This window comes from Halanaerobium sehlinense (assembly GCF_055379485.1).
In genome coordinates this window covers 2219854-2236006 of the sequence record NZ_AP042442.1, presented here as the reverse complement: position 1 = coordinate 2236006, position 16153 = coordinate 2219854, and the positions used below count along the sequence as shown (strand labels likewise).

Genomic DNA, 16153 nt, shown 5'->3' with positions numbered 1-16153 from the left:
TTATCTTCACTAATCTGACTCGTTCTGTTATAATTAAACTAGTTCGTTATCTAAAAATTGACTTGAAAAGAGAATTTGAATAATTTAATTAAGGGGTTTATAATGAAAAAATATTTTGTTTTAATGATTTCACTGTTATTGTTTTTAGGAATTAGTACAGCGGCAGCAGCTCAACCTAAAAGCAGCTGGGAAAAGAGTTTTCAAAAAGAATTTAGTGGATTAGGCTACTCAATTCAAAATTCTTGGGATTCAGAAATGGAAAATCAGACTGAAATAAATAGTGAAGCGGATAATAAAGCTTCTGTTAAGCAAATTGGCAGCGGAAATAGTGCTTTAATTGTACAGAATGGTAATTTGAATAGTGCTTCTATAACTCAAATTGGAGAAAGCAATAGAGCAGTGATCAAGCAGTTTTCTGATCGTGATAATGCTGTGATTAAACAAAGAGGCAGTAATAATAAAGCTGTTATTATTCAAAAATAATCTAATTTAGTAGGCCTTAATCAGCCTATTTTTGTTCATTTGATTTGCTAGAGAATTAAGTGATATTTTAGCAAAATAAAGATTGCTAATAAGAATTTTATTATATATAATATAAGCTAATAAAAGAATTTAATAGCTTCTTTTATAAAAGGTAAACTTATCGTGAGGTAAGGACACAAAGCTGAGGATCTCAATATGAGATAGCCGGCTGCTAAAAGGAGGAAATAATGAAATTTAATTTAGAAGCAAGCATTTTAAAGATTATTGTTTTATTAATTTTGGCTTTAAGTCTTTTTTCTATAGTCGTTTTTGCAGAATCTATTAGTGGTGAAGATTTACAAATTGAAAAAAATGCTTCTGTAAGTGCAGCAATACCGCCTTTTCAAAAAGTTAATATTGTTGAGCTTAAGAATTTTAATGATAAATTTTTAATAGATAATTATAAAGAGGCTGGAGAAATAATTGTTGAAGATGCTTTGGTGATTGAAGTTTTTAGTAATGCAGACTGGAATTTACGATTGAATAATAGAAATATCTATTCCGAATTAATGATCAAAAAGAGTGATCAAAGTAATCTAGAATGGCAAAAACTAAATTCAACTACTGCTAAATTTCTAGGAAGACAAGGTATTCAAAAAATAAGTTTTGATCTGAAATATATTTTAGATCATAGACCTAAAGTGAAAATTGGAAGGAATAATTTAGGTTTTGATTTAAGATTTAGTATAGAACCAATTTTATATTAAAATAACTGAGAAAAACAGAGCTGATATCAGCTCTGTTTCTTTTTTAACTTATCTAAAAGGCTGCCCACTCTTTTTTCGGCAGCTTTTTTTTCATCTTCTTTTAATTTGAAACTGATTTCTAAGATGCTTCCTTCTTCTGCAGCTGCTGGAAGTTCTGATACTGGTAGAAAAAAATCTTCTTTTTCCTGAGGTCGAATTAAAAGTCTTGCTTTTCCATTTTCAATTTTATCAACTGTTACTTTCATTTGATCATTCCTCCTATTTAGTAGTTATTGATATCTAGATTAATTTCTCTAATTATTTAACATTAGTTATCCCCACCATCCAAATAAGTTAATTGATAGTTATTTTATCCTGCCAGCGATCAAATTTATAATCATCAATACCATTAATTTTTTTGATTTCTTCAAGTTTTTCAAAAGGACCATGTTCACTTCGATATTTTATAATTTTCTTAGCTGTTGCTGGTCCAATTCCCCAGAGCTTATCTAAAACAGCCGCCTCAGCTGTATTAATATTGATCAATGCTGTTTCTGTTTTTGGGGCATTATTACTTTTTGAATCAAATTCTGCTCCAGCTATTATATTATCTGAAATTCTTTCTGTTTTTACGGTATGGTTTCTACCATCAGCTGTAATTACAATGTTTCCATTTAAATCATTTCTAAATAGATTGGCTCCTGTGCTTTGGTACAGTTTAATTATTTTTGCTTTTGGGTGATCATAATTGTTATCAGAGCCAACTTGAATTACTGCAGTTTTTGGCTTTAAACTTTTTACCCAGGCTGCTGAGCTAGAAGTATCACTACCGTGATGAGGAACCTTGATTATATCAGCTTTTAGATTTGGATTTTTTCTTAACAATTCTTTTTCTACTTCCTTTTCAATATCTCCTGTAAATAAGAAGCTTTGCTGACCATATTTCAAGAGAAAAACCAGCGAAGAATTATTTAAATCGTACTGATCAAGATTTTGGTCTGGGTGTAGAAAGTGAATTTTAATATCTCCAATATTTAATTTATCTCCCTGACGAGGGGTATCAAAATTAATATTTTCCTGATCTATTTTGATTAAATAATCTTCATAAGTTTTAGAGCTGTGGACTTTACCACTGTCAAGGACAGCAGTGACCTCAAAACTGTCTATAATATCTACCAGTCCTCCGATATGATCAGCATGAGGATGAGTGCTAATTATATAATCCAGCTTTTTGATGTTTCGATTTTTTAGATAATTAATTATTTGAGCGGCCACTATATCTGCTCGATCACCACCATCAACTAAAATATTATGCCCCCCTGGTTCTTCAATCAAAATCGAATCACCCTGGCCAACATCTATAAAATGAACTTTTAGGTTTTGAGCTGTTGTATTGAAGCTTAGAGAAAAAAGCAGTAAAATTACTGCTGATAAGGCTAAAAATATAATCTTTTTTTTGTCCATAATTTTTCCTTTCTGTATCTGTTATTAAATTAGAGTGTTTTTAACTGAAAGAATTCATTTCTATATATTATACAACTTCTAGATTTTAACTTAAAATCCTTTTATTTTATGTGTTAAAAAATTACTTTTCATTGAATTAATTATCTGATATGATTATAGCGAAAAGATATTATGCCAAAAACCTGGGAGGAGTATAAGTGTTTGATAATTATAAATTAGAAAAAAGACTGCAGTATTTATCTCTAATACTTTTTCTGGCATTTATAATAAAATACAATTATTTGATGCTGCAGATTTTTTATGCTCCTTCACTGACAGCACTAACAATTAGAAATTTATTTTTTGTAACTTTTTACCTGAAATTTATAGAGCCTCTGCTTATTTCAAAAAAGATAAGACAGAGGTTGTTTTTCATGCTCTTTCTTTTTTCATTTTTCTTTGTCGTTAATTACTGGTATAATCGCTATTTCGGTAACTTTTTGAGTATTAGCGACCTTTCGGCAGGAGAGGGAACTGGAACTTTCTCGATGTACCAGGTTTTGTTTACTCATATTTTTAAATTTAGAGATTTGATTATAATTCTGGACCTTGCTCTTTTGGGTTTGTTTGGTTTTAATTCACTACCTGACTTAAAATCAATTACTGAAATGGGATTATGGGATCGTTCTTTTAATAGTTTATCTAATAAAAATTTAACAATTTTTGCTGTAGTTGTTATGCTTTTATTGATTCAGGTTTTTGCAGGCAGTCTGATTATGGGGGATCTAAGTCCAGCTGCACTTTATCAATCTGGCAGCTCTTATCTGGCTACCGTTTATGGAATTCTTCCTTTATATACAATGGAAGCTTATAGTTATTTTACCCGCAGTGAAGAAAAACCAAGACCTGAATTAGAAGATGTACCATATTATCAAAAACAAAAACAGTTAAGCACTTTTAAAACTCTGCCGCAGGATACAAATGTTATTTTAATTCAGGTTGAATCACTTGATGCTAAAATAATTGATTATGAACAGCAGGGTAAGCAGGTTACACCTTTTTTAAATGGTTTAAAAGGAGAAAGTCTTTATTTTGAAAATTTTTATGCGCAAAAGGTTAACGGCAGCTTTGATGCTGATTTGTCAACTTTAACTTCGCTTTATCCGGTCAATAGAAGCTATGTTTTTAGAGATATTGATTTAAGTCGTTTTCATTCTTTACCACAGCTGCTTAAAGAAAGAGGATATAAAACACTGGCTTTTCACAACAATGACCGTGATTTTTTCAACCGGGCGGAAGCATATCCAGATTTGGCATTTGATTATTTTTACAGTCAGAGAACCTTTCGAGAAGTAAATTTTCCTGTCCCTAAAGAGAGAGGGCTTGGGATAAATGATTACGATTTTTTTGATGCTTCAACAGAATTAATTAAAGAGGCTGCAGCAGAGGATAAACCTTTTTTTGCTTATTTGATTTCTTTAACCAGTCATACACCTTTTAATTTTTATCCAGAAAATGCAGTGGAAGATTTTGCAGAAGTTAATAATAATTTAGTCCATAACTATTTTAAATCTATTAGTTTTTTAGATAAAGCACTTCAGAATTTTGTTTATAAGTTAGAAGAAGCAGGGATAATGGAAAACACACTTCTGGTTATTTATTCTGATCATGAATCAGAGATCAAAACATTGGAATATGAATCCGGTCGAGATTTTACTCTCTGGCGTAATGTTAAAACTCCTTATCATATTCCATTATTTATTAAACATCCACAGCTGCAGCCTGAAATTTCTAAGCGGGAGGGAACTACAACTGATATCGCGCCAACTGTACTTGATTTATTGGGTTTTAAGGAACTACCTGATCAGTTTGTAGGGCGATCCTTATTTTTAGAGCAGGAAGATCCAATTCTATTTCTGCATGAAACCCCCCACTTATTAAAAGATGGTCAGCTATATATTAAAGAAATTGAAGAACTGCTTAAAGTTGGTCATTTAAAAAATCAAAAAAGAGAGATTGAAATTCCTCAAGCAAAAGTTAAAGAACTAACTGAAATAATAAACTATATGCGCAGTATATTTATGATTAATCAGGGGGAAATTTTTAAGGAGGTGGAGTGATTAAAGTATTTATAATTGTCACAGTTATAATTTTAATTTTTGCCTTCGTTTATTTCGAATTATATTATTTAATTCGTCCTTCTAGATTAGGGAAAAAAATAATAGAGAAATACCACTTTGATTATCCAGTTCTGGTTGCCCACCGAGGTGCATCATATAATGCACCGGAGTCAACTGTACCGGCTGTTAAAAAAGCAGTTGAAAGTGGTGTTGACTATATAGAGCTTGATATCCAGAGGACCAGGGATGGTAAACTGGTCATTTTTCATGATACAAATTTATTACGTTTAACTAATGTAAAATCTATGTTTCCAGATCGTGATAATTACGATCTGCAGAACTTTACTTTAGAAGAATTAAGACTTTTAAATTATGGGGCCTGGTTTAATGTTAAATATCCAGAAAGAGCAAGTGATGGATACAGCCATCTGACAATTATGACTTTAGAGCAGGTGTTAGACTTTGTTAACCCGGTTGAATCAGGGATAGGTCTTGCCTTAGAACTAAAAAGTCCTTATTTATATGAAGGAATTGAGAAAGAGATTGTAGAACTTTTAGCAGAAAAAGAAATTTTTGAAGCAGAGGCTGAAGCTCCCCACATTTTATTTCTCTCTTTTTCACCAGCAAGTCTTAAAAGGTTAGCGGATTTAAGGCCTGATTCACCAAGGATTTTATTAACGAAAAGAAATTTTGTTTCACCCAGGCGCTGGCAGGGCTGGCTTGACCTAACAGAAGAAGTTGCAGATGGGATTGGTCCTAAAGGTCATGTGAGTTTCCCCTGGTATATTGGTGCAGCTCATAAAAGAGGCTTATTTGTTTTTCCTTATGTGATTAATCGTTCCTGGCAGCTTAAAATATTTTCCTGGTTTAGTGCAGATGGTTATATTACTGATCGAGCTGAAATGCTGGCTAATTTCTTCAACAGAGTTCGAGAATTTGGAGAAAGTGTGGAAGAGTTTGGAGATAATATTTTGGAAGAGGAAGCCGAAAATTCAACTGAAAAGCAAAAGGAAGCTGAATCTGAAGCTAATCCTGATAAAAAAAATAATAATTAATTTTAATATTTAATGGAATTATGTAAAAAGTTTATGATATAATTTAGATGTTAGTCATTTATTAAGTGAAAACATTTTCAAATTATTAATTTTTAAAATTTAAATTTAGCAGAGCTTTACAATTAGAAACTTTAATCTAATAGGAGGGTTTTTTTAAATGCAGAATTTTACTTATCAGAATACAACAAAGATAGTTTTCGGTAAAGGAACAGAAGAAGAGGTAGGAGAATATACAGCCAAACATGGTTCTAAGGTGCTGCTCCATTATGGTGGGGGCAGTATCAAAAAATATGGAACCTATGATAAAGTTATAAAATCTCTGGAAGAAGCTGGTGTCGAATATGTTGAATTAGGAGGGGTTGAGCCCAATCCTAAATTATCACTTGTTCATGAAGGTATTGAACTGGCTAAAGAAGAAAGTGTTGATTTCATTTTAGCTGTTGGTGGTGGAAGTGTTATTGACTCTGCAAAGGCGATTGCTGTCGGTTATTTTTATGATGGTGATGTTTGGGATTTTTATTATAACAATGTTGAAATAACAGAAGCATTACCAGTTGGGGTAGTATTAACAATTCCAGCTGCAGGAAGTGAGTCAAGTACCAGTTCAGTAATAACTAAGATGGATGGAATGTATAAAAGAAGTATCGGGACTGAGTTAATCAGACCTGAATTTGCCATTATGAATCCTGAAATTACATTTACACTTCCGGATTACCAAACAGCCTGTGGAGCAGTTGATATTATGGCTCATATTATGGAAAGATATTTCACCAATACAGATAATGTAGAATATACAGATCGTTTGTCTGAAGCTTCTTTAAAAACAATCATTAACAATACGCCTAAGGTTCTAGAAAATAATGAAGATTATGCAGCTCGAGCTGAGATTATGTGGGTTGGAAGCAATGCTCACAATGGTCTTTTAGGAACCGGAAGAGAAGAAGACTGGTCATCACATGGAATGGAACATGAACTCAGCGGAATTTATGATGTTGCTCATGGTGCTGGTTTAGCGGTTGTTTTTCCAGCCTGGATGAACTATGTTTATCAGCATGATTTAGAACGTTTTGCTCAATTTGCCCATCGAGTTTGGGATGTTGATCCTGATCTTAAAGACCTGGAGTGGACTGCTGAACAGGGAATTAAAAAGACAAAGGAATTCTTTAGTGATATTGGGATGCCTGTAACTTTATCAGAACTTGATATTCCAGCAGATCGCCTGGAAGAAATGGCTGAAAAAGCTACAGAAAATGGTCCAATAGGTAGTTTTGTTGAATTAGATACGGAAGATGTACTAAAAATTTATAAGAGTTCATTAAAATAATGTCGGAGGTGCTTAAATGCTGCAGAAATTATCTGCCTTTAGTTTTTTATTAATTGTTTGGTTTATCTTTGCAGGAAAAATAACGGTAGATATTTTAATAATAGGCAGTGCAGCTTCGCTTTTAGTTACATTCTTTTTTAGTGATATGTTATTCAGGGAAGTTCACCGAAGGCTTCCCTGGTATCATTATTTAAGAAAGCTGGGTCTTTTATTATTATTTGTTCCTGTATTTTTTTATGAAGCAATATCGGCTGCTTTAAAAGTTTCCAAACATGTTTTTGAAAAGAATCCTTCCTTTAATCCTGGAATTGTCAAAGTTAAGACTGAACTTACAGACATCACTGGTTTAAGTCTTTTGGCCAATCTAATTACACTAACTCCAGGTACATTAACTCTCGATTATGATAGAAACGAAAAGTCTTACTATATCCACTGGATTGACGTAGAAACAGTGGAAGAGGCTGAGCTGAAAAAGAAAATAATTGCTCGTTTTGAGCGCTGGGTTGGGGTGATTTTTAGATGATAATGGGCCTTGCTGTATTTTTTGCTGTTTTGTCTTTTATTGTATCTTACCGAGTTGTAGTCGGTCCAACAATCACAGATAGATTAATTGGTGCTGATACAATAGGAATTTTCATGTCAATGGTGATGCTGATGATTGCACTGGAGTATGACATATTTTTATTGGTAGATATTGTACTGGCATATGCAGTACTGCTCTTTATTGACATGTTAATTTATGCTAAATATTTTGAACACGGGGAGCTGTATAGATAATGACAATCAGATTAATAGCAGCCTATTTTTTTATGGCATCTAGTGCAGCTTTTGCTGTGGTAACTGTCCTGGGACTTTTGCGCTTTCCGGATGTTTATACCAGAATGCATGCAGCAGCAGTGGTTTTAACAATGTCTGCTGTTTTAATGTCTATTGGAACTGCAATTTATGTTTGGGAGTTTTTCTTAAGTGTCAAAATTATGATGATTGGACTCTTTTTCCTATTTTCAAATCCGATGGCAACTCATGCTATCGCCCGTGCATCATATAAGCGGAAAATAGCTCTGCCAAAAGAATACGAAATCGATGCCTACTCTGAATACCTGGGGAGAGATGCCGATGGCCCTTCTTGAGATTATTTTATTGATTTTTTTAGTTTTTTCAGCTGTAATGGCAGTTCGTTTTGATGAAGAACTGATATCAATTATTTTTTTATCTATATTTTCTTTAATTTTAACTGCATTATACTTACTGCATAAAGCAGCAGATGTTGCTTTAGCAGAAGCAGTAATTGGTGCTGGTTTAAATACAGCAATTTTTATGAGTGCTATCAGTCAGATCAGACATGGTGATTCCGACTGAAAGTTCAGCCGGAGGTGTAAATAATGAACAAATTAATGAAAAAAACTTTAATCTCAGCAGTTTTAATTGCTGTTACCTTTGCTCTTTATCACAACTTTTCTCTGCTGCCTGAATACCAAGGTTTAGAAGAAGGGATTTCAGATTATATTATTACCTATGGTCTGCATGATACTGGCTCACTTAATTTGATCACAGCAGTTCTATATGATTATCGAGCTTTTGATTCCCTGGGAGAGAGTACAGTTATTTTTGGAGCTGTAAGTGGAATTGTTTTGATTTTATCCCGCAAGATGCTGCCTGTATCTTCAAAAGGTCTTTCTTTTATTGTTAAACGAACCCTGGGGATTATGACTCCTTTTATTGCTTTATTTGGGTTTTATGTAATTACTCACGGTCACTTAAGTCCTGGAGGAGGATTTCAAGGTGGTGTAATTTTAGCAGCTATTTCAATAATTTTTAGTATTGTTTATGGTAGTGCTTTTGATTATAGGCGTTATAGTCCTCAAACTAAAACTGTTTTAGAAACAGGAGGTGCCCTAACATTTTTAGCGCTTGGACTAGCCGGGATTATCATGGAAGGTGCATTCCTCAAAAATCTGGGTTTTTTAACTGCAGAACGAGGGACTTTAATTTCTGCTGGAAGTATTCCTTATATCAATATTGGAGTTGGGTTTAAAGTTGGAGCTGGATTGGCTATTATTTTTTATAGTATGATTCAAAAAACTTTTGAGGAGGATTTTTAATGCTAACAAATTTAATCTTTATTATCCTCTTTATTCTGGGCTTTTATGCTTTGATAATGAAAACAAATTTGATCAAAAATGTGATCGGACTTAACTTAATGGAAGCAGCCGTTTTTTTCTGGGTTATTTCTTTTTCAGATATCGGCGGTGAAGTTTCTATTCATAAATTTGGTGAAACTATGGGTAAATTTAATGATCCAGTACCACAGGCTTTAACTTTGACAGGAATTGTAATTGGGGCCAGTACTGCTGCTTTACTTTTAACTCTGATTATTGAATTAAATAAATTTAGTGGAACTATTGATCGTGATCAAATAGAGGGGTTGAATGACTGATGAGTTTAATGAATATCGAATTAATTCTTTTGACCGCTCTACCTGCCATAATAGCAGTTTTTATGTACTTCAGTACTAATTTTAATCGTCATTCCAGGAATTTCATAGCAGTTAGCGGAGCTGGAATGGAGCTGGCTTTAGTTATTTCACTATTCAGCTTAAATTTTGAGGCTGTTAAAAACTCTAATTTTTTTCTGCAGTACACCTTAGGTTATACGGATACTCCTTTTGTAATCAACTTAGCGATGGATAATTTAAGTTTACTATTTTCTTTAATCGTGACTGCAGCAGTTTTTTTGATAGTAATTTTTTCAACCCAGTACATAACTGATAAGGAAAATACATATTTTGCTCTATTTTTTTTAGTTCTTGCTTCAATTCAAGGGAGTATTTTAACTGCTGATCTTTTTACTTTATATTTGTTTATTGAGGCAATCACAATTTTTACTACTCCATTGATTTCTTTTGAAAAAACCAAAGCCACAACAAGAGCTGCTATGCAGTATTTGTTTTATGGAATCACAGGTGGAGTATTTTTCTTTATTAGTCTAATTCTAATCTATTTCAATCTGGGAACTTTAAAAATGGCTGAAGTTGCAGAGTCATTTGCTTTAATCTCAACCCCAATGCAGCTGACAATTATTATTTTCTTTTTACTTGCTTTAATAATTAAGCTTGGTATTTTTCCAATTCATTTTTGGCTGCCTCGGGCTCACAGTGCCTGTCCTGCACCAATCAGTGCTCTCTTATCAGGGGTCTTGTTGAAAGTTTACCTTTATATCTTCATGAGATTATTTTGGACAATGATAGCTTTTGATTTTTTAGTTGAGCTGCACTTAAGTGCTTTTGTTCTTGATTTAGCTCTGGTTTCCAGTCTAATTGGTCACGTTTTTGCCCTACAGGCTGATGATTTGAAGAAAATGCTTGCTTATTCGAGTATTGGTCATATTGGAATGATTCTGGCTGTATTGCTATTAAATACAGAAGCAGCTTTTTATGGTGGGCTGCTGCATATTGCAGCTCATTTAATGATGAAATCAGGCCTCTTTTTAAGCAGTGGTTATCTGCTGCAGACAACCCTGTCACACCACATCAAGGATCTAAGAGGTATCGGCCATAAAAATCGTCTTGTTTTTGTCGCTTTTATTATTATTTGTCTTGGAACTATTGGAATGCCGCCGTTAATTGGTTTTGTCAGCAAATGGTATGTACTTTTAGCCTTTTTAGAGGCCAGACATTTTTTTGGCGCTTTTGTTGTTGCTGCCGGCAGTCTAATTGCTTTAATTTATTATCTCCGCTATATTTCTCATGCTTATGAGACAGTAAAGGAAGATGGTAAATCAATCCGGGAAGAGTTTCTCTCTTTAAAAGGGTTTTTCAGCTCTACTAATAAAATGAAAAGTATAATTTACATTTTTACAATTTTAATTGTTGTTTTTGGTCTGGGTTTTAAAATTTTAGAGATGCCGATTAATACAGCTATTTTTGAACTTTTAAATCCCGAGAAATATATTGAGCTTGTTCTGGGAGGTTGATTGATGGATATTAAAATTTTATTTTTGATTTTAGTTCCTCTGGGTACGGCCTTTTTAATACCATTAATAGATTTAATTAATGCAAAATTAAGGCGTTTTTTCGTACTGCTTGGAATTTTACTGGAATCATATTTAATTATAAATATCATAATTAGTAATTTAGATAGCTTTAGCAGAGGAGATTTCTTCCTGCAGTATTTTCTTGGGGGATGGAGACCACCTTTGGGAATTTCACTGGCTATGGATGGCTTAAGTTTATTGTTTGTTGTGATAACTGCTGTTAGCCTTTTCCTGGTAGTTGTTTATTCTATAGGTTATATTGGCCACCACGAAGGTAAATACTATGTACTTTACTTTCTTATTGCAGCTGCTTCGATGGGAGCATTATTAACTGCTGATTTATTTAATATTTATGTCTTTATTGAAATGCTGACCATTACCTCAGGTGCCTTAATTGGTTTTAAAAGAAGTGAAGAAGCCAGTGCTGCTGCAATTAAATATTTAATTTACAATGTTTTAGCTGGTTTATTATTTTTCCTGGGAGTATTAATGGTTTACTTCAATTTAGGAACTTTAAATATGGCCGCTGTAGCAGCCAATTTTGCTGACTTAGAAAGTGGAATCCAGCTCTTTATTTCTGCTATCTTTTTAACTTCTATTTTGATTAAAATGGGCATTTTTCCATTTTTATTTTGGCTGCCTAAAAGTTATGACACCGCACCATCACCAGTTACAGCTGTTTTATCAGGTATTCTCTCTAAAGTTTATTTATATATTTTTATCAGGCTTTTCTGGACAGTTATTGGCTTTGATACAATTGTTTCTCTAAATTTAAATATACTTTTAATTGATTTAGCTTTATTTTCATCTTTTTTAGGCCATGTGTTTGCCCTGCAGTCAAATAACATTAAACGTCTTTTGGGTTATTCAAGTATTGGCCATATTGGAATGATTACGGCGGTTATTTTATTAAACACCGAAGCCGGATTTTATGGTGGAATTCTTCACATTATAAGCCACATGTTTATGAAAGCAGGTTTATTTGTAGCCTGTGGTTATCTGCTCCAGTATACAAGGTCACATGCCTATCGAGATTTTAAAGGGGTAGGCCTTAGGAATAAGTCAGTTTTTATTGCCTTTATTGCTTTATTATTAAGTATGATTGGTATGCCTCCACTTTTGGGTTTTGCAAGCAAATGGTATGTTTTAATGGCTTTTCTGGAAGCGCGCAGTTATTTTGGTGCTTTTATAGTGATCTTTGGTAGTCTAACGGCTGTTATTTATTATTTACGATATATAGCTAAAGGTTTTGAAGAGGTAAAGTTAACAGAAGATGATTTAAAAGAAGAAGTATTTAGCCGTCCCTTACTTTCGGTTTTATACAGAGAAAAAATTGTCAGTTTTATTACTTATGCCTACACAGCTATAATTATTGGTTTTGGGCTGGGTTTTAGATTTTTTGATTTACCCTTAAAAATGTCAATTAATAGTATTATGAATGTTGAACGATATATAGAATTTGTATTAGGAGGCTAAACTATGGCTGTTATCTGGCAGCAGTTTCTTGCAAGTTTTCAATTTGATAGTTATTTTCCCCTGCTGGCTGAAGTAGGAGTTATTTTGACTCTGATGACAGCTTTAGCGGCCTGGAATTATATTAAAGAAAATAAGTTTTGGTATTACAGTTTGACAGTACTTTATCTATTTAGTGCTTTAATTGCAATTTTAACTACAGACTGGTTTTTCTTTCTCTTTGCCTGGGAACTGGTAACCTTAACAACAACCTTTATGCTTGCCTGGAGTGACTGGAAACTTGTTCGTCAATATTTTGTGATTCAGTTTAGCGGCAGCAGTCTTTTGCTCTTTGGAGCGCTGGCTGCTAATGCTTTTGGTTATTCTCAAATTGGTGTAATTGATTCTGTTCCGCTGCAGTTTATTCTAATTTTGGGTATTGGAATGAAAAGTGGTCTATTTTTATTTCATTTCTGGCTGCCCCCAATTCATTCAGAGGCTCCAGCTCCGGTAAGCGCTATTTTATCCGGCTGGGTTGTTAAACTTGGCTACATATTTTTGCTAAAAATAATACCAATGGAAACTGGAAATACTTTTCTATTTTTAGTTGGGCTGGCAATGATAGTTTATGCCGGCTGGCAGGCACTGCGATCTGCTGATCTGAAAATTATGCTTGCTTATTCAACAGTCAGTCAGCTAGGCTTTATAGCACTGGCTATTGGTACTGGTGGCAAATATGCTTTTTATGGAGCAGTCTTACATATTATTGCGCATGGATTTGCAAAAACAACTTTATTTATCAGCAGTGGTATCTGGCAGAAAGAGTTTGGGACTAGAATTATTTATGATTTTAAAGACGCTCTGGTTAGAAGACCGATTACAGCCCTGGCTACAATTATTAGTTATGCTTCACTGGGTGCTTTAGTTTTTACAGCTGGGTATAATAGTAAATATTTAATAAAATCTGCCCAAACCCCTGGTATTTTAGCTGCTGTAGTTTTCTTTTTGCTGGGTCTTTTAAGCTTTTTATATGCTGCTCGAGTCCTTTATTGGATTTTTATCAAGGATCAGGATTATAGTAATTTTTTCAGTGATTTAAAACATGGATTTAATCACTATCAGATTTACACTGCAGATATTCTGGCATTAATTACTGGAATGATTGGAATTCTAGCTGTCGGATTCTGGCCTGAAATGCCGGCTAATGTTTTAGCCGGCCTGGCAGATAAAGATTTTCATCTGCTCAGTGGTTTGAGAGATAGTGCGATTTATCTGGCCCTGGCTGCTTATCTATTTGTTAATAATAACGGCTTTAAGATTGAGGCAAGAGGTAATTTATCTTTAGAAAATTATCTACAGGTTTTTTTAAATTTTGTTTATGGTTTAAGCCGTAAAAGTGTTAAATTTGATACAGAAAAGATTTTTGAAACATTTTTTTATAACGCAATATTTAATGCTTCGAAAAAATTACATGATTTTGTTTATCAGGACTTTACCATGCAGCTGCTCTGGATTCCAATTTTTATGACTGTGCTTTTACTCTGGCAGCAGATTTATGCATATTTCTAAAATTTATAGGAGTTGATATTATGGACATAGTATTAAATGGATTATTAGAGGCAATTGATGATGAAATTGCTGCTCAAAAAAAGTATGAATTTTTAAAAGAACAGACTGATGACAAAAAAGCTAAAGCTTTATTTGAACAACTAATTAAAGATGAAAAAGGACATGAAAAACTTTTGCGATCTCGCTATGAAGCGTTAAAAGATCATTTAAATGATCAATAAGTTTTAATTGCTGTATATTCTAAATTAAGTTTATTAGTTTTTATTATTTGAAAAAAACATAAAAATTAGCTATAATTACAAATAGTAATAATTATTACTATTTGTAATTATATTGGGGACTGATATTTTGCTAGAAAACAATTTAAATAAAAAAAGCTTGGGTAAATTACCTGATTCTAAACTGAGGTTAAGTGATCTATTTATTACTCTTTCAAGTGCTTTGGATATGGGCCATTTAGATATCTTAGATCACTCGCGTAAAGTCGCTTATATTTCGCTTGAAATTGCTGAAGCAGTTGGCTTAGAAGAATCGGAAATTAATAAAATAGTACTGGCAGCTTTAATTCATGATTTAGGGATTAATGATCAAAAAATTAAAGAAAAAGCTCAAAACTTTTTTGATGTAGAGCTTGATTTAATACAGTATCACTGTAAAAGAGGAGCTGAACTCAGCAGCAAGCTGAGTTTTTTTCCTGAGTTAGCAGATATAATATACTATCATCATCATAAGTGGGCAGGAGATAATTTTGATAATGTAAAAGGAGTTAAAATACCTCTTGCCAGTCGCATCATTCATCTTTCTGATAGAATAGAAGCTTCAATTGATCCAAATACTTTTATTTTAAATCAAGTCGATAATATTTTAGATAATATTTATAATAAGTCAGCTGTCTGGTTTGAACCTAAATTAGTAAATATTTTTAGCGATCTTGCAAAAAGTGAATCATTTTGGTTGAATTTAAAGACAAAAGAATATAAGAGTATTTTAGGTAGCTGGGGCAAAAAAACAAATTCAAATATTAATTTATCAGATTTAGGGGCTATAGCCAGCACCGCAGCTCATTTGATTGATAGAGTTAGTCCTTTTACTTCAAGACACAGCACCGGAGTAGCTACAATTGCAGCAATGATAACTAATGAGATGGGGTATGGAAGCGAAGAGCAAAGTGCTATAAGGATTGCCGGGCTTTTTCATGATTTGGGCAAACTTGTTATTCCAAATGAGATAATTGAAAAAAAATCAAAGCTTAATGATTTAGAATTTAAAATAATTAAACAGCACAGTTTCTATACTTACAGATTATTGAGTAAAATAAAAGGTTTAGGAAGTATTCCTGAATGGGCTGCTTATCATCATGAGAGGTTAGATGGCACTGGTTATCCTTTTCGAATTAAAGCAGAAAATCTAAATTTAGGAAGTAGAATTATGGCAGTTAGTGATATTTTTCAAGCCTTAACAGAAGATAGGCCTTATAGACCTGCTTTTTCTATTTCTAAATCTATAGAGATTATTGAAGACATGGAAAATGAATTTAAATTAGATTCAGAGGTAATAAAGATTTTAAAAAAATCTATTTAAATTATTTATTTAGTGGAGGATAAGATGGAGAAAAAAATAACAGAAATTAATGAGAGAGAAGTAATATTAAGACCTGTTGGAAATATTGATTTTTCTAATTCAAAAAAATTAAAAGAGATATTAGAAAATCTTTTTGAAAAAAGTTATAAGAAAGTTGTTGTTGATTTTTCTGAAATAACCGAAATTGATAGCTCTGCTTTAGGTAAGCTATTGCTCTTTCACAAACGATTAAGAGAAAGAGATGGGGGACTAATTATTACAAACATTGAAAATGATTATATTAAAGATATGTTTGAAATGATACATTTTCATAAACTAATAGAAATTAAAGAAGAAATTTAATTTTATTAGGTTTTGATTTATATAATA

The 16153-nt window shown here is 32.8% G+C and carries 19 protein-coding genes and 1 riboswitch; of the genes, 17 read left to right on the top strand and 2 right to left on the bottom strand.

Annotated features, from left to right (window positions below):
• Positions 1-102: 102 nt before the first annotated feature.
• Entirely contained in the window at positions 103-483 is a 381-nt protein-coding gene (locus tag ACZ446_RS10875) for a hypothetical protein (RefSeq protein ID WP_464392582.1), read from the top strand.
• A 140-nt stretch (positions 484-623) separates the two neighbouring features.
• A riboswitch (cyclic di-GMP riboswitch) is annotated at positions 624-699 on the top strand.
• 11 nt (positions 700-710) lie between these two features.
• Positions 711-1229, top strand: a complete 519-nt coding sequence (locus tag ACZ446_RS10870) for a hypothetical protein (RefSeq protein ID WP_464392581.1) — start codon at positions 711-713, stop codon at positions 1227-1229.
• Positions 1230-1255: 26 nt separating this feature from the next.
• Here ACZ446_RS10870 and ACZ446_RS10865 read toward each other — a convergent pair whose 3' ends face one another.
• Positions 1256-1474 carry a DUF3006 domain-containing protein gene (locus ACZ446_RS10865; RefSeq protein WP_464392580.1) on the bottom strand — a complete coding sequence of 73 codons (219 nt, stop codon included), beginning with the start codon at positions 1472-1474 and terminating at the stop codon, positions 1256-1258.
• A gap of 88 nt (positions 1475-1562) precedes the next feature.
• Positions 1563-2672, bottom strand: coding sequence for an MBL fold metallo-hydrolase (locus tag ACZ446_RS10860; protein ID WP_464392579.1), 1110 nt, complete (start codon positions 2670-2672; stop codon positions 1563-1565).
• Between the two features lie 197 nt (positions 2673-2869).
• Here ACZ446_RS10860 and ACZ446_RS10855 point away from each other — a divergent pair, with 197 nt between their 5' ends.
• The 15 genes from ACZ446_RS10855 (at position 2870) to ACZ446_RS10785 (ending at position 16126) form a co-directional block, all read left to right on the top strand.
• Positions 2870-4771 carry an LTA synthase family protein gene (locus ACZ446_RS10855; RefSeq protein ID WP_464392578.1) on the top strand — a complete coding sequence of 634 codons (1902 nt, stop codon included), beginning with the start codon at positions 2870-2872 and terminating at the stop codon, positions 4769-4771.
• A complete protein-coding gene (locus tag ACZ446_RS10850) occupies positions 4768-5826 on the top strand; it encodes a glycerophosphodiester phosphodiesterase family protein (RefSeq protein WP_464392577.1) in 1059 nt (352 codons plus the stop codon). The genes ACZ446_RS10855 and ACZ446_RS10850 overlap by 4 nt, the downstream gene beginning before the upstream one ends.
• Positions 5827-5983: 157 nt before the next feature.
• Positions 5984-7150: an iron-containing alcohol dehydrogenase gene (locus ACZ446_RS10845; RefSeq protein ID WP_464392576.1), complete on the top strand. Its 1167-nt coding sequence runs from the start codon at positions 5984-5986 to the stop codon at positions 7148-7150.
• A gap of 16 nt (positions 7151-7166) precedes the next feature.
• Positions 7167-7673 (top strand): Na+/H+ antiporter subunit E, encoded by a 507-nt coding sequence (locus ACZ446_RS10840; protein WP_464392575.1) that lies wholly within the window; start codon positions 7167-7169, stop codon positions 7671-7673.
• Entirely contained in the window at positions 7670-7927 is a 258-nt protein-coding gene (locus ACZ446_RS10835) for an MrpF/PhaF family protein (protein ID WP_464392574.1), read from the top strand. The genes ACZ446_RS10840 and ACZ446_RS10835 overlap by 4 nt, the downstream gene beginning before the upstream one ends.
• A complete protein-coding gene (mnhG, locus tag ACZ446_RS10830) occupies positions 7927-8280 on the top strand; it encodes a monovalent cation/H(+) antiporter subunit G (protein ID WP_464392573.1) in 354 nt (117 codons plus the stop codon). Before ACZ446_RS10835 ends, mnhG begins: the two co-directional genes overlap by 1 nt.
• Positions 8267-8509, top strand: coding sequence for a Na(+)/H(+) antiporter subunit B (locus ACZ446_RS10825; protein WP_464392572.1), 243 nt, complete (start codon positions 8267-8269; stop codon positions 8507-8509). The genes mnhG and ACZ446_RS10825 overlap by 14 nt, the downstream gene beginning before the upstream one ends.
• A 23-nt stretch (positions 8510-8532) precedes the next feature.
• Positions 8533-9252: a hydrogen gas-evolving membrane-bound hydrogenase subunit E gene (gene mbhE / locus ACZ446_RS10820; RefSeq protein ID WP_464392571.1), complete on the top strand. Its 720-nt coding sequence runs from the start codon at positions 8533-8535 to the stop codon at positions 9250-9252.
• A complete protein-coding gene (locus ACZ446_RS10815) occupies positions 9252-9587 on the top strand; it encodes a sodium:proton antiporter (RefSeq protein WP_464392570.1) in 336 nt (111 codons plus the stop codon). Before mbhE ends, ACZ446_RS10815 begins: the two co-directional genes overlap by 1 nt.
• An 8-nt stretch (positions 9588-9595) precedes the next feature.
• The gene (locus ACZ446_RS10810) at positions 9596-11122 is read left to right on the top strand and encodes a complex I subunit 5 family protein (RefSeq protein WP_464392569.1); all 1527 of its coding nucleotides are present in this window, start codon (positions 9596-9598) and stop codon (positions 11120-11122) included.
• 3 nt (positions 11123-11125) lie between these two features.
• Positions 11126-12658, top strand: coding sequence for a complex I subunit 5 family protein (locus tag ACZ446_RS10805; protein WP_464392568.1), 1533 nt, complete (start codon positions 11126-11128; stop codon positions 12656-12658).
• Between the two features lie 3 nt (positions 12659-12661).
• Complete coding sequence (locus ACZ446_RS10800) at positions 12662-14203, top strand: complex I subunit 5 family protein (protein ID WP_464392567.1); 1542 nt, start codon at positions 12662-12664, stop codon at positions 14201-14203.
• Between the two features lie 20 nt (positions 14204-14223).
• Positions 14224-14424 (top strand): ferritin family protein, encoded by a 201-nt coding sequence (locus ACZ446_RS10795; RefSeq protein ID WP_464392566.1) that lies wholly within the window; start codon positions 14224-14226, stop codon positions 14422-14424.
• A gap of 127 nt (positions 14425-14551) precedes the next feature.
• The gene (locus tag ACZ446_RS10790; protein ID WP_464392565.1) at positions 14552-15784 is read left to right on the top strand and encodes an HD-GYP domain-containing protein; all 1233 of its coding nucleotides are present in this window, start codon (positions 14552-14554) and stop codon (positions 15782-15784) included.
• Positions 15785-15808: 24 nt separating this feature from the next.
• Positions 15809-16126, top strand: a complete 318-nt coding sequence (locus ACZ446_RS10785) for an STAS domain-containing protein (RefSeq protein ID WP_464392564.1) — start codon at positions 15809-15811, stop codon at positions 16124-16126.
• Positions 16127-16153: the final 27 nt, after the last annotated feature.